We start from the raw sequence: 22,187 nt of genomic DNA, 5'->3' as shown, positions 1-22,187 counted from the left end.
ACAATAAATGATTAATTAACTAAAAAAAGTATGTTTAGAGGCCGATAATTAAAATGTCAAGCAACCAATTTCGGATTTGGGGAGTGAAAATGGATGGAAATGAGTTCGTAACGCTTTTCTAAGAGGAAAGAACTAAGTCTTTAAAAAAATTATGGCATAACAAAGGGGTAATGATTTTCATGAAAAAGAAATTTCAATTCACGATACGTATGAAGCTAATGACCATTTCATTTCTATTATTAACGATTCCGTTAGTCATTTTAGGCTTGTTAAGCTATCAGAAAACAACTTCCAGTTTAAACAAGCTGGGGGAAAAGAACTTAAAAAATAGCGTCGAAATGACCATTGAGTTAATCGATGCGTTAAATAAAGAGGTTGAAAAGGGAACATTGTCTTTAGAAGAAGCGCAGGAACAGGTAAAAGTTGCGATATTGGGGGAAAAGAATGCTGACGGCAAACGGCCAATTAATAAAAATTTTGATTTAGGCGAAAACGGATACATGTATATTATCGATCAAAAAGGAACTCTTATTGCACATCCAGTTATAGAAGGCAGACAAGGCTGGAATGACGAAGATTCCAAAGGCGTAAAATTCAATCAAAAAATGATTAAAACCGGAAATGAAGGTGGCGGTTTAACTTATTACGAATGGGCTTTGCCTGACAACGAAAATCGAATTGAAAAAAAAGTCGCCTATTCAAAAACTGATCCTCATTGGGGATGGGTTGTATGTGCGGGCACGTATTTAATGGATTTCAATCAGCCGGCTAATGATCTTCTCGTTTTTTTAATGATTGTCATTGGCGCAACGATTGTGATTGGATTTTTCATCGTATGGCTGTTTTCAAACAGCATTTCCAAACCAATACACGCCGTATCTGAGCGCATGCATTTGCTGGCTAATGGAGATTTAACACAAGGTGAAATAAAAATCCGTTCGAAAGATGAAACACAAAATCTGGCACATGCCATAAATCAGCTACAAAATAAACTGAAAGAAATGATTACAAACATTTCGAATGCTTCTGAAGTACTGACAAGCCACAGCGAGGAGATGACCCACTCTGCAAATGAAGTGAAGGCCGGATCAGAGCAGGTTTCAACCACCATGCAGGAATTGGCATCAGGCGCTGAAACGCAAGCAAGCAGCGCGAGCGACATGGCAGCAAAGATGGAGGTATTTGTCGAAAAAGTTCAAGATGCCAGCGAAAAAGGGGAGCATATTGAATCAGTCTCCAGAGAGGTGCTTGAAATTGCCGGCAAAGGAAATAAACTAATGATGTCTTCTACCGAACAAATGTCGAAAATTGACGAAATTTTTCAACAATCTGTTGATAAAGTGCTCGGTTTAAACGGACATTTGCAAAAAATTACAAAACTCGTATCAGTCATACAAGGAATTGCGGACCAAACGAATCTTCTAGCATTAAACGCAGCGATTGAAGCGGCAAGAGCAGGCGAAAACGGAAAAGGCTTTGCAGTAGTTGCAGATGAAGTAAGAAAGCTCGCTGAACAAGTTTCCGTCTCAATCTCAGACATAACAAGCATTGTCGACAATATCCAAAATGAATCAAAGAATGTAGTTGATGCTTTAAAGAGCGGCTATCAGGAGGTTGAACAAGGAACAGAGCAAATTAAAAATACAGGCGCAACATTTCAAACGATCAACAAAGCTGTTACGGACATGGTTCATCATATTCAAACAATTGCGAACAACTTGACGGAAATCGCTTCCAACAGCCGGGAAATGAACCGTTCCATCGAGGAAATAGCCTCGATCTCCGAGCAATCAGCAGCAGGTATTGAGCAAACCTCTGCGGCAGCCGAACAAACAAGCAGTTCTATGGAAGAAGTGGCGAACAGCTCCGAACAACTAGCGAAGCTAGCCGAAGAGCTGAATGAATTTGTACGGCAATTTAAGCTTTAGAAAATAGAAGAATGTGTTTGATTTTTTTGATATCAGAAGATGTTTTTGGGTGGGGATAAATGTCCTCACCTTAAACTTTTGAGCGATACATAGACCAACTCCCTGCAAAAAGGGGAATAAATGTTCAGTATTGCTGGCATTTAGAAGGGGAAGACAACTGGCATAAATGTCAGATCAAATGCAGACCTTTCTTTATTAGAAAGGAGGTCAGTCGTAAAAGTATATTTGATTAGAGATTAGTTCTTAGAGTGCACGAATTGCACAGTCTTTTTGAAAAAAACTTTTGTCTTATTGCTCAAATTCCCAATATTCCACATCACATTTTCTTCATTTAAACCGCCTTTTTGCTGCGTGAACGATAAATCTATTATAATCATATGTAGAAGTGGAAATAAAGAGAGAAGATTCTCCTCATACAAGCTCATGCAAACTTTCAAGCAAGGCAAATCGTTTCATTGAAACATCTTTTGGTTTGACAGCAAAAAAACTTCTAAAAGTTATGCGCCAGTTTAAGAAATGGTTCATTGAGAAAACGATTGTTTTAACACGAGTTAGTTTTGAGGTACTTTAAATAAGTTCAAATCTTTTCGAGAAAACGATCACTTTAATTTGAATTAGCTTGGTGATGAGGAGGTTTTTTCAATCAGTTTGGTTCATGCGAAAATGGTTCACTAAGGAAGGATGATTTCATGATCATAGATGAGTTTGACGTGTTTTTATTTGACCTGGACGGAGTGATTTACATAGGAGAAAATCCGCTTCCTGGGGCAGTTGAATCTTTGCGGCGCTTGCGTCAAGAAAAGAAAATGATTCGGTTTCTCACAAATGATCCTTGTACTACGAGAGAAAAAATTGCCGGACGTCTCAAGCGAATGGGGATTACAGCAAGTCCAGAGGAAATCATTACATCCGCTTGGTTGACAGCTCAATATTTGCGAAAACAAAATATTCGCAGTGCCTACGTGTTGGGGGACGATCATTTAAAGCACGAGTGCAGTCAAGCAGGAGTAATGGTTGTAAAGGGTGAAGAGGAGGCAGAAGCCGTTGTTGTCGGCTGGAGCGGCAATGTATCTTTGTACGATATTCAGGAAGCGGTAAAACAAATACATAGTGGTGCGAAGTTTATTGCAACGAATGCCGATATGAATTTCCCTACTTCGAAAGGTCCTTTGCCTGCAACAGGAGCTGTTGCTGAAATGATACGAGCATCAACCGGGAAAAAACCGTACATTGTCGGCAAACCGAATCCATTTATGTTCCAGAAAGCGATTGAATCGATTTCGTCTAAAGCAAAAGTGGTTATGATCGGCGATAACCCGTTAACTGATATATTAGGTGCTCATCAAGCAAGGATTCAAGCGATTTTAATTTCCAACGGGAAGAATGCACCGTTTCCATCTCCCGGGGATTACCGCAATCCGGATGCGGTGATCGGAAATTTGCAGTCTTTATTTGATGATCGTGTCAAAATTAAACAATGGAATACGCGTGATTTTGCATGGCCGGAGCGGATCGAAGCAGGAGTGGCGGGAATTATTTTTAACGAACAGCAGCAAGTTCTCCTATTAAAACGGTCGGATAACGGACTATGGGGCATTCCATCAGGGCATGTAGAGCCGGGAGAAAAGGTGGAAGAAGCAATTATAAGAGAAATTTATGAAGAAACAGGTCTTGAAGTGGAGGTAACCCGGTTGATCGGCATTTACTCAGATCCGGATTCACAAATTTTTTTATACCCAAATGGCGAAATCAGCCACTTTATTACAACCTGCTTTGAGTGCAAAATCATTGGAGGGACGCTGCGTCAAAAAACAGATGAAACGCTTGATGCACGATTTTTCGCTCCAAACGATCTGCCGGAAAACCTTTTAACGATGCATCCGAGATGGCTGCAGGATGCATTGGAAAAAGAGCATGCTCCATATATACGATAAAAGCCGGAATACTGTTGGGGGAAAATTACGTCTTTTTCAAGTTTCGAGCAGAAGAACCTTATTATGAATTTCATTTTACACTGTTCCTAAAGCTAGAAACAAAAGGCTTATTAGATGTGCTATCTGCAAGGAAAGGCTGCTATTTTTCGGCAGCCTAGATAGTCATGCTAGGACTTTTGTTCATCTATTGTTTTTTTAAGAGAAAACTAGTTTTTGGCGGAAAACGAATAGGAGGATTTCTGATTTCTTTTACCGATTATTTCGATTTCCGCCATCGTTTCGCTTGAGATTTTTGAGTTATTTTTAGCCGATTTTATCAAGCGTTAACATGTTTATATTTGCTTTTGTCGACGAATATGCATTCATTTGGTAGATGAATAACATCGCTTTCTATTAGGTTGGGAAAACTAGCAATTTTTTTGTTTTGATTATATGTAAAATGATAAATAAATTTCGAATGAAATTTCCTGTATTTGTGCTTCGGTGAAAAACCAATTCCACTTTCTCTTTTCTTCGCTTATTGTCAATTTTACTTGATTAGCGAATGCTTGAACGCATAAATGACGGCTTGGGTGCGGTCTTGAACGCCCAGTTTGCTTAAAATGTTGCTGACGTGAACTTTGACGGTTTTTAATGAAATGAACAACTCATCTGCAATTTCTTGATTTGATTTCCCTTGAGCCATTAAAAGCAGCACTTCCATTTCTCGGTTTGTTAATTCTTCATGAGGATGGCGGTTTTGTTTTTTATTCATTCTTGCCATCATTTTCGTTGTCACTTCAGGCTCTAAGACAGATTGTCCCTGATATGTTGAACGGATCGCATCGGCGATTTCGTCTGCTTTTGAAGTTTTTAACATATAGCTGACAGCACCGGCTTCAAGGGCAGGGTAGACTTTTTCATCATCGAGAAAGCTTGTGACAATAATGATTTTTGCCTCTGGCCATTGATGAAGTATTTCTTTTGTCGCTTCAATCCCGTCCATTTCCGGCATGACGAGGTCCATTAAAATAATATCAGGCTTTAATTGTAAAGCTAGTTCAATGCATTTTTTGCCATTATCAGCCTCGCCGACGATTTCTATGTCAGGCTGGGACGATAAAAAAGCCGAAACGCCGATTCTTACCATTTCATGATCATCAACTAGTAATACTTTAATCATTTTTATCACCTTCATCTGTTAACAACGGTACTTTTATTTCCAATCTAGTTCCTTCATGAGGGACACTGACAATTTGCAATGTTCCGCCGATTTCGGCTGCACGTTCATACATGTTTTGCAAACCATATGCTCCTGATTTTGCCGATTGAACGTCAAATCCTACACCATCGTCGACAATCCGTAAAATGGCCATATTTTTCCGTTTGATCAGCAATACTTCAAGTGTATTCGCTTTGGCGTGGCGAAGAGTGTTTGACACCGATTCTTGCAAAATGCGGAATAAATGGTCTTCAATCCCTTTATCTAGAGGAAATTGCTCTGTCTTCCATTGGATGTTCATCGGCACCTTTTGCCGCAGCTCTGTGAGCAGTTCTTCAATTCCAGTTTGCAAAGATTTACCTTTTAAAGGGACAGGCCGCAAATGCAAAAGAAGAGCGCGCATTTCAAGCTGGGACTGCTGAATAATTTCTTCAACTAAATGGATTTGTTTGCTCGTTCCTTCATCGATTTTTTCCTTGTTTCCTTTAACAGCAGAAATGAGCATCGAGGCTGCAAACAAGTTTTGACTGACAGAGTCATGCAGCTCGCGTGCCAGCCTTTGCCTTTCTTGTGAAATGATTTCTTCCAATCTTTTTTCTTGTTCTTTTGCGTTTTCACCTGCAAGTTTTTGCGTTAATTTCGTCTGTTCAATGAGATGATGCTGCACTTGGTCAATTCGAAGGTTGATTTCATCTAATTCTTTAATGTTTATATGTTCATTTTGTTCAACCGTTTCTCCTTTTGTTATTTTTTTTAGTTTGTCTTCAATCTTGTGTAGTTTATCTTTAAAAGGAAGTCCGAATAGAATGCCGAAAAGCAAGCCGATGGCGCTGCTGATTACGAACGTGAAGAGGATAAACGGAATATCAAGAATTTTTTGTTTCCATAATAATGTCCAATTAGGAAACAGGAACGTAAGCAAAAGCGAAACAGTGAAAAATAAAAAAGTGACTACTGATGTTACTAAGCAGATAATAATTTGTCTTTGCAATACATTCATGTTCTTTTCACCTCTATTCTGCCAAAGGTTATAGAGGTGATAATTTTCACTTTTTGGACAGATTCATGATAGTTTTTGGACTCATATCGAATTGTTTCGTTCCATACATTCGGTTCACTATAATCAAAAATGGAGTAGGAGCCGATGAAACCGGAATGGTGGACGGACACTTCCAGCTCGTAAGGAACAATTATTTCGATATTGCCGATAAGCTTTCGGATGACAATCACCGCTTCACCTTTCGGAAGAATCGTATAGTTTAAATCTATTACTGTATCGCCGATGCCTGTTTGAATGTTGACATCGTTCCATTTGTATATTTGTTCTTCGGTTCGCTGCGTTCCGAACAATCTGTTTTGAAAAAGAGGCGTTTTGGAAAATGTCTCTTCTTGCGAGAGGATTGGATCTGCTTCTTCAATTTTAGGAGACTTTTTAGCAGCTACCTGCTTGTTTTGAACATAGTGAAAAATAAAGTAAATGAAAACAGCAAATAGAAGCAGTCGGAATGTAAACATATTGAAAAAAGATAGAACGCCGCCGATTATTCCGATCCAAAATAACAATAATCCTGATTTTTTCGGCATTCTTTTTCTTCCAATATATACGCAAAAAATCATCATCATTAGGAAGAAAAGGGCCTCACCATTGAAAAATAAAAGCTCTGCGATGAATAAGATGATGCCAATGACGAAAATCCATTTTGTAAAATCTATTTTCGATTGATGAAACACGAGGCTCCTCTCCTTCCTATTAGTGTGAACATAAATATGGAAAGGCGTAGAGAACTACGCCCTTATAGCATAACAATTTACGTTAAGAATTTGAATCCGTTTCTTGATTTTTTAATTCTTTTTCAAGCTTTGCGATTCTTGCATCAAATGTTAATGTATCGTATCTGTTGTTGATTCGATTTTCCAGTTCATCAAGGTAATTCTCTATTTCAGCAAAGCGAACAAAATGGTTCTTTTCGGAATTATGCTGCTCAAGAACTTGGTTGATCCGGGAGTAGGCGCGTGCAATATTTTCTCGTCCCATCAGCTCCATGCGCTTTATATGCATATCTTTTAATTTATGTTTCATTTCTTCATATTTATGTTCTAAGTCAATGAGCTGTTTCGTTGCTTGTTCAAGCGCTTGTTTTAATTTTGATGCACGCTCCTCATACTGCTGCTGCTCGTTGATGGCAAATTGATGCAATTCTTCTTCTTGCGCTTTCAACGCAATTTCGGCTTGATATTTTCTTTTTTCTTTTAAGTGTTCAGCATGGTTGTATTCTCTTAACAGCTCTTGTTTTAATAATCGTTGGCGTTCGATTAGTTTTTGAACCTTTTCAACTTCCTTTTCACATTGGCGCAAATATTCATTTAGTAGCGCAATTGGATTCCTTTGTTCCTGTTCATTCAATAAATCATGTAAATCGGCCATAATCACATTTTTTAATCTCGTAAATATGCTCATTTTTTTCCCCTCCATTTATTGTCGTTTTAGTGATTCCCATTGTTTTTCAAAATTGGTGAATGGATCGTCTGACACATACGGATCATTCGATTTTTTCCAATTATTAAAAATGAGATAAAGCACATATGCGGCGATTAAACCGAGAATAGCTGGGACATTTGCAGCTGAAACAGATAGTGCAATCAGCCCGACAATCCCCCAAAACCATTTTTTTGATTTTTTGTCGGATTTCACAAATTGTTTAAACGAAAAGTATAGAACAAGCAAACTGATAAGAAGTCCGACGATTGAGCCGAGATTGGCGATTAAAACTATTGCGGCTATTGCACCTGCGATGAACAAACCGATTTTTTTCATAATTTGAATGACCTCCTTTCAATTTTCATCTTACCTTTTGTGGTCGCTGCTCATAACGAACCTGAGGCATATTTTGAACTACGACTTGAGGCGTATTTCGATTTCCTTTCAATGATTATGTTCTGCTTAGGATCATGGTTAGAAGGGAGGACGGGGCATGGGAAACATTGATCAATCTGTATAAAAAGCACGCCATTATTGATTTAATGCGATATTACACCGTGATGAATTTGTTAATGATCTTGTTGTTTTTCTTCCGTAATCTAGCGGATGTGCCTTGGCATTTAATTTTATTCGCCTTGCTGCTCGGGTTGAATTTTTTGCTGATTGGTGCGTTATTGATTTTATTGGTCAAAAATGTAGAAATGGCGTTCGGATTCATTGCCATTTATACGGTTGTCGAATACGTGACAAACGGCGAACTTATACCATGGCCGCACTTTTTTTACAAATTCAACTCGATGGCTGACGGAAATGAAGCGTTTGTTTATGCAGCAAATATTTTGAGCATCGTGATCGCAAGCTTGCTGATAAGAAGAAAATTAACGGAGTAGGAAAATTGTTTTAAAAAGCGGTTTGGGGAAATAACGCTCCAATTTTAAGGATTTTCATTGCTATGCAATTGAAAACATCTGTAAGGCCATTTGTGATTGACGTACACTTTGCTGTCGGCCAAAAAGGGGAGTAAGTATGCAGACAAGTTGTTAACCAGCTTTGAGTAGTAATCGATGAATTTCACACTGAACGTCAAAAGAAAACGGAATATGGAAAAAGACGCATGCAAATCGTCAAAATGATTACAAAATCAAATGAAAAATCCTGCCAAGCTGCTTCGGTTTTTGCAGATGATCGTTTGGCAGGAATGATTTGAACTCTAAAGAGGGGGCATCCTTCTTCATGGGTTACACAGTTTTCCGCTCAATTAACCGAAAGGGGAGAGTCATCTTCTTATTTGTTTGCTCCCGTTTTTCTTTACAATGAATAATCGATTGCACCGCAAGCTTCCCCATTTTTCTTATTGGGATTTCAATAGTAGTGATTCCCATGATGTCGGCAATAGGCTGATTATCAAAGCTTAAGATGGCAATGTCTTGAGGAATCTTTATTTTATATTGTTCGGCACTTAATAAGATACCTGCTGCCACTTGATCGTTTGTAACAAAAAAGGCAGTCGGTTTTTTCTCTAAATGCTGAAGCTTTTCCATAAGCTGTTTGCCGTCAGTGATCGATAGGCATTTGTCGAAGATCCACTCGCTTCGAATCGGTTCGCCTAATTCCTTCATTTTTGTTTTATAGGCTTTTCTTCTTTTTTTACTGTTTGGCCCTTCCATTCGTCCTAAAGTAAATGCAATTTTCGTATGACCTTTCGAAATTAAATAGTCCAAACCAAACTGAAATGCCTGTTCATGCGGAATGCTCAAAGAAGGGAAATGGCTTTGGTCTGAATCTTCGCAAAGAACGATCGGTCCAGCATTTTTATATTCTTTCAATACATCAAAGGAAATGGCTCTTGAACAAAAAATGATACCATCCAATAAGGTTCCCCGCAACAATTCCAATGCTTCAAGCTCTTTTGCTGGTTCATAATTCGTTTGAAAGAGAACAAGCTGCAAATGATGCTTGATCGCTTCCTCCGAAATCCCTTCCACAATGCTGCTAAAATAAGGATGATCGATTTTAGGCAGGACGACGCCGATCAAATTTGAAAAGCCTCTAGACAAGTGGACTGCATGAATGTTCCGTTTATAGTTGATTTCTTCTATCACTTTTAAAACCGCTTCTTTTTTTTCGTCACTGACATATGGATGATTATTTAAAACTCTCGAAACCGTTGTAACAGAAACACCTGCAAGCTTTGCAATATCACGAATCGTTGCCATGAAATATCCCTTTCTTTTAAAAATCCTTGACCTGAAACGCGTTTCATACATTATGTTGATGTTGACAAAGAGATGAGTTTGAGGGGGGGAGGAATATGATGAAAGGATTACTTATTTTAATTGGCTTATGTCTTCTCGAAATCATCTTAGCAAAATTGGCGTTAAAAGACAAAGATGCTTCGTTAATGGATTTTGCTGAGTTCTTTGAATTAGATGATAAAAAAGAAGATCAGAAATGATACCTGTCCGGTTACGGTATTCAACTTCATTTGTCTACATTTGCTAAAGCCATACGGATTTACAAATATTAAATTGCAACGGTCATTCCGATCAGTCTGCAAAAAGCAATTTGCTTTTGCATGTTTTCGGTTTATCTGAAAGCAGCTGGCGGATGCCGGCTACTTTCAGGATGTTGCGTGTTCATCACCAATCTTAAATTCGACTGTGTTTGCCGAGCCATCACAAAAAAATTTATGGAACGGCCAATTGCCCTTGCTGCGGCCAGAACAACAATTTCTGTAACGATTTTGCGCGCAAGAGGAGAGGGAGGTTTCTCTTCGCATTCAAACGCTGCTCTTGCGATTGCTTTCATTTTGGTAAGGATGGTATTTTAGTGAATACGGAACGAAAAGAGATGAAAAATTCAACAGATCAGCTTTTTGACAATAAATGAAAGATTTGATAAAATTATTTTGAATTAAAAATAATTTAATTCGAGATATTTTAATTCGAAATAATGACCCGTTAAAATGGTTGATTTACAAAAACGAATCGCGTAAAGAAAATAATAAAGGAGAATCAAAGATGAAAAAGAAAACAGCTGGAATTCATCATATTACTGCTATTGTCGGCCATCCGCAGGAAAATATTGATTTTTATGCTGGAGTTTTAGGGCTGAGGTTAGTTAAAAAAACTGTGAATTTCGATGATCCCGGCACGTACCATTTTTATTTCGGGGATAAAGAAGGAAAGCCAGGGACACTGATTACTTTCTTTCCTTGGCCTGATGCGTATCAAGGAAAAATCGGCAATGGTCAGGTGGGTGTAACTTCTTATGTGATACCAGAAGGTTCCATGAGCTTTTGGCAAGAAAGACTAGATAAATTTAGAATTCCGTTTACAATGACAGAACGGTTTGGTGAGTCACTGCTTGTATTTCAAGACCCGCACGGTTTGAACATTGAGCTAGTGGAACGAAAAGAAGGAGAATTAAATCAATGGGAATTTGGCCATGTCACCTCTGATGTTGCCATTAAAGGATTTGGCGGCGCCGTATTATATTCATCATTTCCTGAAAAAACGTCAGAGTTGTTGGAGAATATTTTTGGACTTCAACGAATTGGAAGGGAAGGAGATTTTATTCGTTTTCAGTCTCCAAGTGAAATCGGCAATGTCGTTGATGTAAAAATTACTTCTTCCGGACACGGCATCATGGGGGTTGGAACTGTCCATCATATCGCGCTTCGGGCAAAAGACGACAACGATCAATTAGAATGGAAAACATCTTTAGAATCAAATGGATACAGGGTAACGCCAGTTCAGGATCGAAAGTATTTTCATTCTATTTATTTTAGAGAGCATGGTGAAATTTTGTTCGAAATTGCAACAGATCCTCCGGGTTTTGCAATTGATGAATCTTTAGATGCACTTGGAAAAGAATTAAAGCTTCCGGAGCGTTACGAAAAGTATCGGGAACGGTTGGAAAATAAGTTGATGCCAGTGGAAGTCCGTAACCTTGACGAATAAGAAAAGTAATGCTTAATAAACAGCTGAGAAGGAGAAAAAACGATGAAACATATTTTTCAAAAAGGAAGCAATCCGGCAAAACCGACACTCCTATTGCTGCATGGAACCGGCGGAAATGAATTTGATCTTCTTCCCATTGCAGAAATTATTGATCCAGAAGCATCGATTTTAGCTGTGCGCGGAAATGTAATTGAAAATGGAATGCCGCGTTTTTTTAAAAGACTTGCCGAAGGAGTTTTTGATGAAGAAGATCTTGTTTTCCGTACAAAGGAATTAAACTCTTTTTTAGATGAAGCAGCACAAACATATCGATTTGATCGAAATTCTGTAATCGCAATCGGTTATTCCAACGGAGCAAATATAGCAGCCAGCCTTTTATTCCATTTTCGGGATGCGCTAAATGGAGCCATCTTGCATCACCCGATGGTGCCGAGAAGAGGGATGGATCTGCCGGATCTTTCAGGAAAAAACGTTTTTATTGCAGCTGGAAAGCGTGATCAAATTTGCTCTCCTGAAGAATCAATAGAGCTTAAAACATTTTTAGAAAATAACAACGCGAATGTGCACTTGCATTGGGAAAACGGAGGACATGAGCTGACTTTATCAGAAGTTCAGGCAGCATCCAATTGGTACCGGCAGCTTTATCAAAAATAAGCTGTGAAAGATACCAATAAAAGCAAGTAAATTGGATCAAAATGTTGCCAGCAATCAATTGGCCGTCATTCCAAAATGTTTATAACAAAATGCGGAAGGAAATTGGGCGTGCTCTTCCATTTGTAAATGTTTGTCATTCTCAAGGCTCGTACATCATATATCAAAAGAGCTGCTTAATTCCACGCAAAGCGGATCAAAAATGATCCGTAATGCAAAAAGTTTCGTCAAAGTGCGGGAGTTCTTATATTTGAAAAAATGTTTATCAACTTTGAACCTTGTGCATCAAATATATTAACAGAGCTGCCGAATTCCACAAGATTTACAATAGAAAATCGTGAGCGTTCGGTGGATTTTATGAAATCAAGATAAGTATTCGCAAAATAAATGTTTTGACAGAGGCATTAATTTGCAATTTTTCAGTAATGCTTTATTCTGTTTTAATTAATTGATATAATTGCCGAAAAAAAGAATATCGTTCTAAATAAAAAGATTGAAAGTAAAGGACGGAATTGCTTTCAAGCAAACAGTGGGGCTGTCCGACGAGTTGCTAAAATGAAAGATTTTGAGAAATACAACTGTGAAGGACAAACATAATGAAATAAAATTTATAAATGTTCTTTATAGAGGCAATGAAGTCCAACAAGAAGCGATTGTATGTGCTGAATGTCCGTCATAAAACTTTTGAAGAACCTAATGAAGAAAGAGAGCAAAAGAAAAGTCCTTCATAAGACTTCTGAAGGATATAAAAAAGATTGAAAAAATTGTATGTCCGATAAGTCTCTAAAATAATGCTCCCAAAAGTCAGTTAACCCTACTTTTGGGAGCCTCTTTATTTTGTTATTGCAGCAGGCAGCAATCTCTTAAGATATTTTTATGGTGCTTTAGACAACTTCAAGAATTTGAACATAATGGAACAAACAATAAACAGTCGAGCAACTGCTGCTTGAAAATGAATAAAAGAATCCTTTCATAATTTCATTTATAAAGCCATAATAATATTTAATAGCTTATTAGTTAAAAACTGATTTTTCTGATAGAATTTGTTATAATGTTAATGAAAGGAGTTGAAATATTGTGACAAAAAAGACTAGATTAGGCAAGACCGATATATATGTGAACCCAATCGGGCTTGGAACAAATGCTGTTGGCGGGCACAACATTTTTCCAAACCTTGACGATGAAACTGGGAAAGAAATCGTTCGTACAGCTTTGGATCATGGAATAAATTTTTTGGATACGGCATTTTATTACGGTCCTGAGCGTTCGGAAGAAATTATCGGTGAAGTCGTCAAGGAGTTTGGCCGTCGTGATGAAGTAGTCATTGCTACTAAAGGTGCTCACAAATTTGTAGACGGAAAAGTTGTTCTTGATAACTCTCCCGATTTCCTTCGCGAGTCGGTCGAGGGCAGCCTGAAACGCTTAAAAACGGATTACATAGATTTATATTACATTCATTTTCCGGACGAAACGACACCGAAGGATGAAGCTGTCGGTGAATTGAAGAAGCTTAAGGATGAAGGGAAAATTCGTGCGATCGGTGTATCGAATTTCTCGCTCGAACAATTAAAAGAAGCGAACAAAGATGGGTATGTCGATGTAATTCAGTCCGAATATAACTTATTTAAACGACAAGCAGAAAAAGATTTGCTTCCTTACACGGCGGAAAATGGAATATCGTTTATACCATATTTTCCACTTGCCTCAGGTCTATTAAGCGGAAAATATTCGAAAGATGAGAAGTTCAATGATTCACGTGCACAAAATCCTTTGTTTCAAGGGGAAGCATTTGCGTGTAATCTCGAAAAAGTCGAGCAATTGCGTCCAATCGCAGAAGCGAAAAATGCTGAAATTGCTCACGTTGTGCTAGCATGGTATTTAACGGTCGATTCCATCGATGCGATCATCCCTGGTGCGAAGAAGCCGGAACAGGTACTTGACAATTTAAAAACGTTAGATGTCCAGTTAACAAAGGAAGAAATAGAGAAAATCAGTCAGATTTTTCAATAATTTTGTAAAAAAGCTGTGATGGAAATATCCCATTCACAGCTTTTAATAGGACTTTCTCATTCGTCAGAACGTTTAGAGAAGAAGCAGGAGTGGTAATATGAGACGTGTTTGTGTTTTTGCAGGATCGAATCCGGGAACAAATCCTAAGTATAAAGAAGCAGCTATCAAACTAGGAGAAGAATTGGTAAAAAACAGGCTTGAGCTCGTATATGGAGGCTCCAGCATTGGTCTGATGGGAGTGATTGCAAACACCGTATTAGAGTTAGGAGGCACCGTATTGGGCGTTATGCCGACGAATTTATTTCAAGGAGAGGTTGTCCACAAGCATCTCACTCAGCTTTATGAAGTCAATGATATGCATGAGCGGAAAGCAAAAATGGGAGAGCTTTCAGATGCGTTCATTGCTCTTCCCGGAGGCTATGGTACTTTTGAGGAAATATTTGAAGCGGTTAGCTGGGGGCAGCTTGGGATTCATGAAAAGCCTGTGGCGTTGTTAAATATCGATGACTATTACACGCCGGTAAAACAGATGATTGAGAATGCGGTAGAGGGAGGCTTCATGCCTGAAACGCATAAACAGTTTATGATTTTTGCAGACAATCCCTCTATATTAATAGATAAACTTCGTGCGTACAAACCGCCTTTGAAGACAAATAAGTGGATCGAACTAGATCGATAAATGAAAATATCAGAACTTTACTTCGCCTTTAGCTTTCTGATCAGTTTGTCTAAAAATGACAAGCTGATCAGAAACGTCAATGTTTAGTCGTTTATGCTTTTTTCAAGAGCTTTCAGCTTATGTTCAAGCTGTTGAAGCGCATCATCAATTTGATTTGCATTTTTCTCTAAATAGATTGGTTCGCCAAATGCAACGACAGCTTTTTTCCCGGCAAAAAAATCTTTTAAACTTTTTGGACCATGATAGGTTGCAGGCAATATGGGAACGCCGGCTTTCATCGCAATTGTAACCGCGCCTCTTTTTAAAGGAACTTCCTCGTCTGTTCTTGTGCCGCTCGGGAAAATTCCAACAACTTTATTTTCTTTTAACAGTTTCAAAGGAATTTTTAGTGCGCTCGGTCCAGGATTTTCACGATTAACTGGAAAAGCATGCAACTTTTTCAAAAACCAACCTATGAGCGTGTTCTGAAACAATTCTTTTTTGGCCATATAATGGACATGAATTGGAAAAAGTGCTGCGGCGAGCAAGACTACATCTACCCAGCTGCGATGAGAGCATGTAACAATAAAACGACGGTCTGCCGGAATATGCTGCTTGCCTTTGACTTCTAGCAAACTAAAAATTTTAATGATCAATATTGCAAGTTTTCCTGCTAAATGATAAATCATTTTGTTCCCCCCCCCCGAATGACTTCCAGAAATATGTTTGCGTTGCAAAAGATCTGTATTTTCGGTTAGGGCGCATGTCGATTTTGTCTGCGTTCAGTTTAGCATTTTTACGTGATGCATGTAAAGTCGGTAGTACATCGTCAACGAATCGTCTTATCCAAAGTCAGTCAGTGAAAATACCGCCGTTTCATTGGAGGATGGGCAGCCGTATTCGGTGTTTTTTAGATGAACAAGTATTTGTGCTGAAGGTTATTGGCACTGGATAGAAGGAGCAACCATATCAATAATAAAATGCTTTAATTGGAAAAATCAATTTTAATAGCAGTTACTTTGTTTCTATAAATTTTATACTTGATGATACAAAATATTGAGAGTAAAGAAGAGAAGAAGCAGAAAAACAAACATCAGTGCAATCTGTCTTTTTTATTTAAAAAGCAAGAGAGATAATCAATCCAGGCATCAGCGTAAAAAAATATGTAAGATAATCTGACATAAAACTTCAATTCTCTCATTGAATGGGATACACTGATAGGGAAAAATTTGATCCAATCGTGGAAATAAAGAAGAGTGAATTTGGATCGGTGTGATATCAATTTCTATTCACTCAAGTTAAGATGGGGTATTATAGTGAGCATGATGAATCGCCAAAGCAGGGTAGGTAAAGCTTTAGCGATTATCATATATGTTTACTCACTATAAAGAATAAATGATGGAAATGACCATTTTTCTATCTTTTAAATGACTCCTTGTTCTACCATTGCATCAGCGACTTTTTTAAATCCTGCAATGTTAGCGCCGACGACAAGATTTCCGGAGCAGCCGTATTCATTTGCAGCGTTGACGCAATTTCGGTAAATGTTCTTCATGATATCACGTAATTTTGCGTCGACATCTTCAAAGCTCCAAGATAATCTTGCGCTGTTTTGAGCCATTTCTAATGCTGAAACAGCAACTCCGCCTGCGTTAGCAGCTTTTGCAGGTCCAAAAAGAATATTGTTTGATAAAAACACGTCGATCGCTTCTAATGTAGACGGCATGTTGGCGCCTTCTCCAACAGCTTTGAGTCCGTTGGAAACAAGGAGTTCAGCTGCTTTTTTATCGATTTCATTTTGAGTAGCGCATGGGAGGGCAATATCGCACGGAATGGACCAAATTCCGGAACAGCCTTCATAATATTCTGCATGAGGATGTTCATTTACATATTCTTTAATTCTTTTTCTTTCAACTTCTTTTAACCTTCTAACCGTTTCAAGATTAATTCCATTTTTATCAAAAATGTAGCCATCAGAGTCGCTGCATGCGACAACTTTTGCACCTAATTGTGTTGCTTTTTCAATCGCATATATGGCAACGTTCCCAGAACCAGAGACAACAACTGTGCTTCCTTTGAAGCTTAATCCATGGTCTTTAAGCATTTCTTCAACAAAATAAACAGTTCCATACCCTGTCGCTTCGGTTCTCGCTAGGCTTCCGCCGTAACCAATGCCTTTTCCGGTTAACACCCCAGCTTCAAATCCGCCGCGTATTCTTTTATATTGGCCAAACAAGTATCCGATCTCTCTTGCGCCAACTCCAATATCACCGGCAGGAACGTCAATATCTGGTCCAATATGTTTGTAAAGCTCTGTCATAAAGCTTTGTGTAAATCTCATAATTTCCCCATCTGATTTACCTTTCGGATCAAAATCAGATCCGCCTTTTCCTCCGCCGATCGGCTGCCCAGTCAATGAATTTTTGAAGATTTGTTCAAATCCTAAAAATTTAATAATGCTGGCGTTGACGGTCGGGTGAAAGCGCAAGCCTCCTTTATATGGCCCAATTGCACTATTATATTGCACTCTAAATCCGCGGTTTACACGCACTTTTCCTTCGTCATCCACCCATGGAACGCGAAAAATGATCAATCTTTCCGGCTCAACAATTCTTTCAAGTATTCCGTGCTTTATATATGTAGGATGTTGAGCAAATACAGGCACAAGCGAGTCAAATATTTCTTTTACAGCTTGAAGAAACTCAGGCTCATTCGGATTTTTTTCTTGCACGGATTGAAATACTTCATTGACATATTGCTTTGCGTTTTCCAATTCACTTTGTTTCATAAGTAATTGATTCATAGCACCTCTCCTATACCTAAAATTTAAGCAGTTAGAAGAATTCAAACAATTCAGTAAATCATCCCGGCACTGGCTAAGGAAGCGAAATCTACAATAAAAAATTCTACAACAAAATAAATCAAAAAACAATGACTGTTGAGAATTGTTGCATAATAGCTTTGCATGCAGGCGCGGAGAAGGCGCCTGAAATTTGTTTCATTGAATCTAGCTTGTCTGCATACATATTGATTAGAAAACATTTTTAAAAATTTAACATCGCTAAGAGAGGGAATTTTGAAAATTTTATAAAAAGAAAAAGGATGCCTCACCTGTTTTGAGACATCGAATATTCAGTGTATGGAACGGTATAGCCCGATCACTTTTCCGAGTATTGTCACATTTTTTAAAATAATCGGTTCCATTGTTGGGTTTTCCGGCTGAAGCCGTATAAAGTCTTTTTCTTTGAAAAACCTTTTTACGGTCGCTTCATTGTCGTCTGTGAGCGCGACAACGATGTCGCCGTTATTGGCTGTTTGCTGCTGTCTGACAATAACTAAATCTCCGTCCAGAATGCCTGCTTCGATCATGCTTTCTCCGACTACTTCAAGCATGAAAAGTTGATCATCACCTGATGCAATATGATTCGGAAGCGGAAAATATTCTTCGATGTTTTCAACGGCAGTGATCGGAATACCAGCCGTCACTTTTCCTATGACCGGCACGTTGATCACATTGTTTGTTAGAAGGTGGCTGCCATCATCGTCCAAAATTTCAATGGCTCTCGGCTTTGTGGGGTCTCTTCTAATCAGTCCTTTGCTCTCAAGCTTTGCTAAATGCCCGTGAACAGTTGAACTGGAGGCAAGACCGACCGCTTCGCCGATTTCTCTTACAGAGGGAGGGTATCCTTTCTTTTTTACTTCCTCCTTAATGAAGTTCAAAATATCTTGTTGTCTCTTAGATAATTTTGTTGACATGTCAAGCACCTCAGTCATATCAATTTGTGTCGATTATAGCATGATTTTTCCAAAAAAGCAAACGTAAGTTCGAATATTTGCTTGACAGAAACATGTGTTCCCTTTTATACTTAAAAACAAAAAACCGAACAAATATTCTGTTTCAGGGGGCGGTTCTAAATGGATAAATTATCATGGTCTTACATCGTTTCTTTTTTCCTTGTCATCATGGCGGCAGTTTTGGCGATTTCGTATACTGGAGAAAGGGAAGAGCTCGATCATTATTTGGAGGTTCAAGTGAAGGAAGGGGACAGTTTGTGGAAAATCGCTGATGAATATAAAGAATATGACAATATGTCTCATTCAGAGTTTGTTAAATGGGTTCAGGAGCGAAACAATCTCCAAAGCCTTGTTGTAAAACCGGGGGAAACAATCGTCATTCCGATTGAAAAAAATAAATACTACAATGCTGAATATTTGGCAAACAAAGAATAACCGCAAGGAGCATTTAACATGAGAGCAGTCGTTTATGCAAGAGTCAGCACTGAAAAAGATGAGCAGGAAACATCTTTGAAAAGACAGAAGGACGAGCTGTTAAAGCTCGCAGCTGAAAACGGTATGGAAGTTGTTGAAGTGATAGAAGAAAAAGCGAGCGGGTATGATGTTGATCGTGAAGGGGTTTTTCAACTGCTGGAATTGATTGAGGAGAAAGAAATTGAAGCGGTATTAATACAGGATGAAACAAGAATTGGCAGAGGGAATGCCAAAATCGCCATTGTCCATTCCATTTTGAAACAAGGTGTGAAAATTTTCACCGCTGCCCATCGCGGGGAGATGGAACTGTCTGAATCAGACACGATGGTGCTTGAAATCATAGGAATTGTCGAAGAATATCAACGAAAAATTCATAATTTGAAAATAAAGCGGGGAATGTTGAGAGCTATACAAAATGGGTACAGGCCTGAAAAAAATTTAAAGAATAGAAATTCTTCCTATAAAAGAGAGCGAAAAGAAGTTCCGATCGAGGAGATTGACCGATTGCGGAAAAACGGCCTGACATTTTCAGAAATAGCGGCAACATTAAGAGGATTCGGCTATGACGTTTCAAAAGCTACTGTCCATCGCAGATATCAACAATTTTTGTCAGAAAAAGGCGAATCATAGCAATAATTGTTGTCATTAGTGGTTGCATTTAGTATGATAAAAGAGCGCGGCAAAAATATACAAGGGGTTCAGCTTATGATTTCAAAAGAAAAACTTAACCGTATTAATGAACTATCTAAAAAGTCTAAGTCAGAAGGATTGACGCAAGAGGAAAAGCTTGAGCAGCAGCAATTAAGGCAGGAATATTTAGAGTCGTTTCGTCGGGATTTTCAAAACACCTTAAAAAATGTTACAGTGATTGATCCAAAAGGTAATGATGTTACACCGGAAAAATTGAAAAAATTAAAAAATAAAAGGCTGCATTAATGGATGGGGTGTTGCCTTATTACAACAATAAAGATAAGATTATAAACTGAAAATACAGATGAGAGGATGATAATGGTGACTCATTCCATTCAAGATTTATCCATCATGACGATTCGAACATTATCCATTGACGCGATTGAAAAGGCGAATTCCGGACATCCTGGAATGCCAATGGGCGCCGCACCAATGGCTTATGCGCTGTGGACGAAATTTATGAACATTAACCCTGAAAACCCTAATTGGTTTAATCGAGATCGCTTTGTTTTATCTGCCGGACATGGGTCGATGCTGCTTTACAGCTTGCTTCATTTATCGGGTTATGATCTTTCCATGGATGATATTAAGTCGTTTCGTCAATGGGGAAGCAAAACACCTGGACATCCTGAATACGGACATACACCTGGCGTTGACGCAACAACTGGACCATTAGGCCAAGGAATAGCAATGGCCGTTGGAATGGCGATGGCAGAACGTCATTTAGCAGCTACATACAATAAAGAAGGATACAATATTGTTGATCATTACACATACGTCATATGCGGTGACGGTGACTTAATGGAAGGGATTTCCTCTGAAGCAGCTTCCTTAGCTGGTCACTTGAAGCTTGGACGATTAATTGTTCTTTATGATTCGAATGATATTTCCCTAGATGGGGATTTAAATAAATCATTCTCAGAAAATGTAGAAGAGCGCTTTAAATCTATGGGCTGGCAAGTGCTGCGCGTTGAGGACGGCAACAACATTGAAGAGATTTCGAAAGCAATTGAAGAAGCCAAATTGGATGAACAACGACCGACATTAATTGAAGTAAAAACAACAATCGGATATGGTTCGCCGAATAAAGCAGGCACTTCTTCCGTTCATGGTTCGCCGTTAGGCCCAGAAGAGACAAAATTGACAAAAGAAGCCTATGCATGGACATTTGAAGAAGATTTCTATGTTCCAGCAGAAGTTTATGAGCATTTTGAGAAAAATGTAAAAGAACGTGGAAAGCAGAAAGAAATTGAATGGAATAATTTGTTTGAAAAGTATGAGAAAGAATATCCTGAACTTGCAAAAGAGTTAAAGGCAGCAATCAATGGTGAATTGCCAGAAAATTGGGATCAATCTTTACCTTTTTATGAAGAAGGAAAAAGCGTTGCAACCCGTTCTTCTTCTGGAGAAGTATTAAATGCAATAGCTGAAAAAGTTCCTTATTTCTTCGGGGGATCTGCAGACTTAGCTGGATCAAACAAAACGACAATAAAAGGTTCAGGAGACTTTTCTGCGGAAGATTACAGCGGACGAAACATTTGGTTTGGTGTCAGAGAGTTTGCCATGGGAGCAGCATTGAACGGTATGGCTCTGCATGGAGGTTTACGTGTTTTTGGCGGAACGTTCTTTGTTTTCTCTGACTATTTGCGGCCAGCGATTCGTTTAGCAGCATTAATGAATCTCCCTGTAACTTACGTGTTCACTCATGACAGCATAGCGGTTGGAGAAGACGGACCAACACATGAGCCGATTGAACAATTAGCTTCTTTGAGAGCAATGCCGAATCTTTCTGTCATTCGTCCAGCTGATGGAAATGAAACAAGAGCTGCGTGGAAGGCTGCGCTGGAATCTAAATCAACACCGACTGCATTAGTATTAACGCGCCAAAATTTAGAAACTATTAAAGGTACGAAAGAAAATGCTGAAGAAGGTGTTGCAAAAGGCGCTTATGTCATTTCACCGGCGAAATCGGATCAACCGGATGCTCTTCTACTTGCATCAGGTTCAGAAGTAGCATTAGCTATTAAAGCTCAACAAATTCTTGCATCCGATGGAATTGATGTGCAAGTCGTCAGCATGCCGTCATGGGACCGTTTTGAAAAGCAATCAAAAGATTATAAAGAATCAGTTCTTCCTAGCAGCGTAACGAAGCGTCTTGCGATCGAAATGGCATCTTCGCTTGGCTGGGAGCGCTATGTCGGATCTGAAGGTGAAATCTTAGCTATCGACAAGTTTGGAGCATCTGCACCTGGGGAAAAAATTATAAGCGAGTACGGTTTTACTGTTGAAAATGTTGTCGAAAAAGTAAAAGAATTAGTTCGGAAATAATCGCCAAAATTAGTGCCTCTATCCGCCACCATAAGACAAACCTTTTACATTCCTTGCTTTATAATAGCAAAAAAGGA

General features: G+C 38.7%; 21 protein-coding genes. 12 read left to right on the top strand and 9 right to left on the bottom strand.

What is annotated here, in order from left to right; translation table 11 throughout:
• Positions 1-179: 179 nt before the first annotated feature.
• Together ACVIJU_RS10635 and ACVIJU_RS10630 are read left to right on the top strand one after the other, a co-directional pair.
• Positions 180-1,928, top strand: coding sequence for a methyl-accepting chemotaxis protein (locus ACVIJU_RS10635; RefSeq protein ID WP_341342955.1), 1,749 nt, complete (start codon positions 180-182; stop codon positions 1,926-1,928).
• 689 nt (positions 1,929-2,617) lie between these two features.
• On the top strand, positions 2,618-3,862 hold the full coding sequence (locus ACVIJU_RS10630) for a TIGR01459 family HAD-type hydrolase (RefSeq protein WP_456687559.1): 1,245 nt from the start codon (positions 2,618-2,620) through the stop codon (positions 3,860-3,862).
• A 529-nt stretch (positions 3,863-4,391) separates the two neighbouring features.
• Here the strand turns inward: ACVIJU_RS10630 and ACVIJU_RS10625 are convergent.
• From ACVIJU_RS10625 to ACVIJU_RS10605, 5 genes are all read right to left on the bottom strand, one after another.
• Positions 4,392-5,024, bottom strand: a complete 633-nt coding sequence (locus tag ACVIJU_RS10625) for a response regulator transcription factor (RefSeq protein ID WP_063387805.1) — start codon at positions 5,022-5,024, stop codon at positions 4,392-4,394.
• Positions 5,017-6,063, bottom strand: coding sequence for a sensor histidine kinase (locus ACVIJU_RS10620; RefSeq protein WP_063387806.1), 1,047 nt, complete (start codon positions 6,061-6,063; stop codon positions 5,017-5,019). The genes ACVIJU_RS10625 and ACVIJU_RS10620 overlap by 8 nt, the downstream gene beginning before the upstream one ends.
• Complete coding sequence (gene liaF / locus ACVIJU_RS10615; RefSeq protein WP_327856344.1) at positions 6,060-6,794, bottom strand: cell wall-active antibiotics response protein LiaF; 735 nt, start codon at positions 6,792-6,794, stop codon at positions 6,060-6,062. The genes ACVIJU_RS10620 and liaF overlap by 4 nt, the downstream gene beginning before the upstream one ends.
• An 82-nt stretch (positions 6,795-6,876) precedes the next feature.
• Complete coding sequence (locus tag ACVIJU_RS10610) at positions 6,877-7,521, bottom strand: PspA/IM30 family protein (protein ID WP_063387808.1); 645 nt, start codon at positions 7,519-7,521, stop codon at positions 6,877-6,879.
• A gap of 15 nt (positions 7,522-7,536) precedes the next feature.
• Entirely contained in the window at positions 7,537-7,878 is a 342-nt protein-coding gene (locus tag ACVIJU_RS10605) for a lmo0954 family membrane protein (protein WP_063387809.1), read from the bottom strand.
• A gap of 134 nt (positions 7,879-8,012) precedes the next feature.
• Between ACVIJU_RS10605 and ACVIJU_RS10600 the strand changes: the two genes are divergently transcribed.
• The gene (locus ACVIJU_RS10600; RefSeq protein ID WP_341342953.1) at positions 8,013-8,432 is read left to right on the top strand and encodes a hypothetical protein; all 420 of its coding nucleotides are present in this window, start codon (positions 8,013-8,015) and stop codon (positions 8,430-8,432) included.
• Between the two features lie 348 nt (positions 8,433-8,780).
• On the opposite strand, the gene ACVIJU_RS10595 is transcribed toward ACVIJU_RS10600, so the two are convergent.
• Positions 8,781-9,758, bottom strand: coding sequence for a LacI family DNA-binding transcriptional regulator (locus tag ACVIJU_RS10595; RefSeq protein ID WP_117017334.1), 978 nt, complete (start codon positions 9,756-9,758; stop codon positions 8,781-8,783).
• Between the two features lie 95 nt (positions 9,759-9,853).
• Here ACVIJU_RS10595 and ACVIJU_RS10590 point away from each other — a divergent pair, with 95 nt between their 5' ends.
• From ACVIJU_RS10590 to ACVIJU_RS10570, 5 genes are all read left to right on the top strand, one after another.
• Positions 9,854-9,997 carry a hypothetical protein gene (locus ACVIJU_RS10590; RefSeq protein ID WP_161939811.1) on the top strand — a complete coding sequence of 48 codons (144 nt, stop codon included), beginning with the start codon at positions 9,854-9,856 and terminating at the stop codon, positions 9,995-9,997.
• A gap of 565 nt (positions 9,998-10,562) precedes the next feature.
• Complete coding sequence (locus tag ACVIJU_RS10585) at positions 10,563-11,504, top strand: ring-cleaving dioxygenase (protein WP_456687558.1); 942 nt, start codon at positions 10,563-10,565, stop codon at positions 11,502-11,504.
• Positions 11,505-11,546: 42 nt separating this feature from the next.
• Positions 11,547-12,158 (top strand): alpha/beta hydrolase, encoded by a 612-nt coding sequence (locus ACVIJU_RS10580; RefSeq protein WP_094245877.1) that lies wholly within the window; start codon positions 11,547-11,549, stop codon positions 12,156-12,158.
• A 1,074-nt stretch (positions 12,159-13,232) separates the two neighbouring features.
• A complete protein-coding gene (locus ACVIJU_RS10575) occupies positions 13,233-14,165 on the top strand; it encodes an aldo/keto reductase (protein WP_456687557.1) in 933 nt (310 codons plus the stop codon).
• Between the two features lie 97 nt (positions 14,166-14,262).
• A complete protein-coding gene (locus tag ACVIJU_RS10570; RefSeq protein ID WP_066251226.1) occupies positions 14,263-14,844 on the top strand; it encodes an LOG family protein in 582 nt (193 codons plus the stop codon).
• Between the two features lie 83 nt (positions 14,845-14,927).
• Here the strand turns inward: ACVIJU_RS10570 and ACVIJU_RS10565 are convergent, their stop codons facing one another.
• The 3 genes from ACVIJU_RS10565 to lexA all read right to left on the bottom strand — a co-directional run bounded on the left by ACVIJU_RS10565 (position 14,928) and on the right by lexA (position 18,579).
• Positions 14,928-15,512, bottom strand: a complete 585-nt coding sequence (locus tag ACVIJU_RS10565; protein ID WP_456687556.1) for a lysophospholipid acyltransferase family protein — start codon at positions 15,510-15,512, stop codon at positions 14,928-14,930.
• Between the two features lie 734 nt (positions 15,513-16,246).
• Positions 16,247-17,626 (bottom strand): NADP-specific glutamate dehydrogenase, encoded by a 1,380-nt coding sequence (gdhA, locus tag ACVIJU_RS10560; RefSeq protein ID WP_094245873.1) that lies wholly within the window; start codon positions 17,624-17,626, stop codon positions 16,247-16,249.
• Positions 17,627-17,955: 329 nt separating this feature from the next.
• Positions 17,956-18,579 carry a transcriptional repressor LexA gene (gene lexA / locus ACVIJU_RS10555; protein WP_063388299.1) on the bottom strand — a complete coding sequence of 208 codons (624 nt, stop codon included), beginning with the start codon at positions 18,577-18,579 and terminating at the stop codon, positions 17,956-17,958.
• 159 nt (positions 18,580-18,738) lie between these two features.
• On the opposite strand from lexA, the gene yneA reads away from it, so the two are divergent.
• The 4 genes from yneA to tkt all read left to right on the top strand — a co-directional run bounded on the left by yneA (position 18,739) and on the right by tkt (position 22,110).
• A complete protein-coding gene (gene yneA, locus ACVIJU_RS10550) occupies positions 18,739-19,053 on the top strand; it encodes a cell division suppressor protein YneA (protein WP_063388298.1) in 315 nt (104 codons plus the stop codon).
• An 18-nt stretch (positions 19,054-19,071) separates the two neighbouring features.
• Positions 19,072-19,722: a YneB family resolvase-like protein gene (locus ACVIJU_RS10545; RefSeq protein WP_066251220.1), complete on the top strand. Its 651-nt coding sequence runs from the start codon at positions 19,072-19,074 to the stop codon at positions 19,720-19,722.
• A gap of 75 nt (positions 19,723-19,797) precedes the next feature.
• A complete protein-coding gene (locus ACVIJU_RS10540; protein ID WP_063388306.1) occupies positions 19,798-20,028 on the top strand; it encodes a DUF896 domain-containing protein in 231 nt (76 codons plus the stop codon).
• A gap of 72 nt (positions 20,029-20,100) precedes the next feature.
• Entirely contained in the window at positions 20,101-22,110 is a 2,010-nt protein-coding gene (gene tkt / locus ACVIJU_RS10535) for a transketolase (protein ID WP_063388296.1), read from the top strand.
• The last annotated feature ends 77 nt before the right edge of the window (positions 22,111-22,187 follow it).

Source organism: Aeribacillus sp. SP014 (assembly GCF_054055575.1).
Note: the sequence above shows the minus strand (reverse complement) of the source record. Positions and strands in the feature narration are given on the sequence as shown.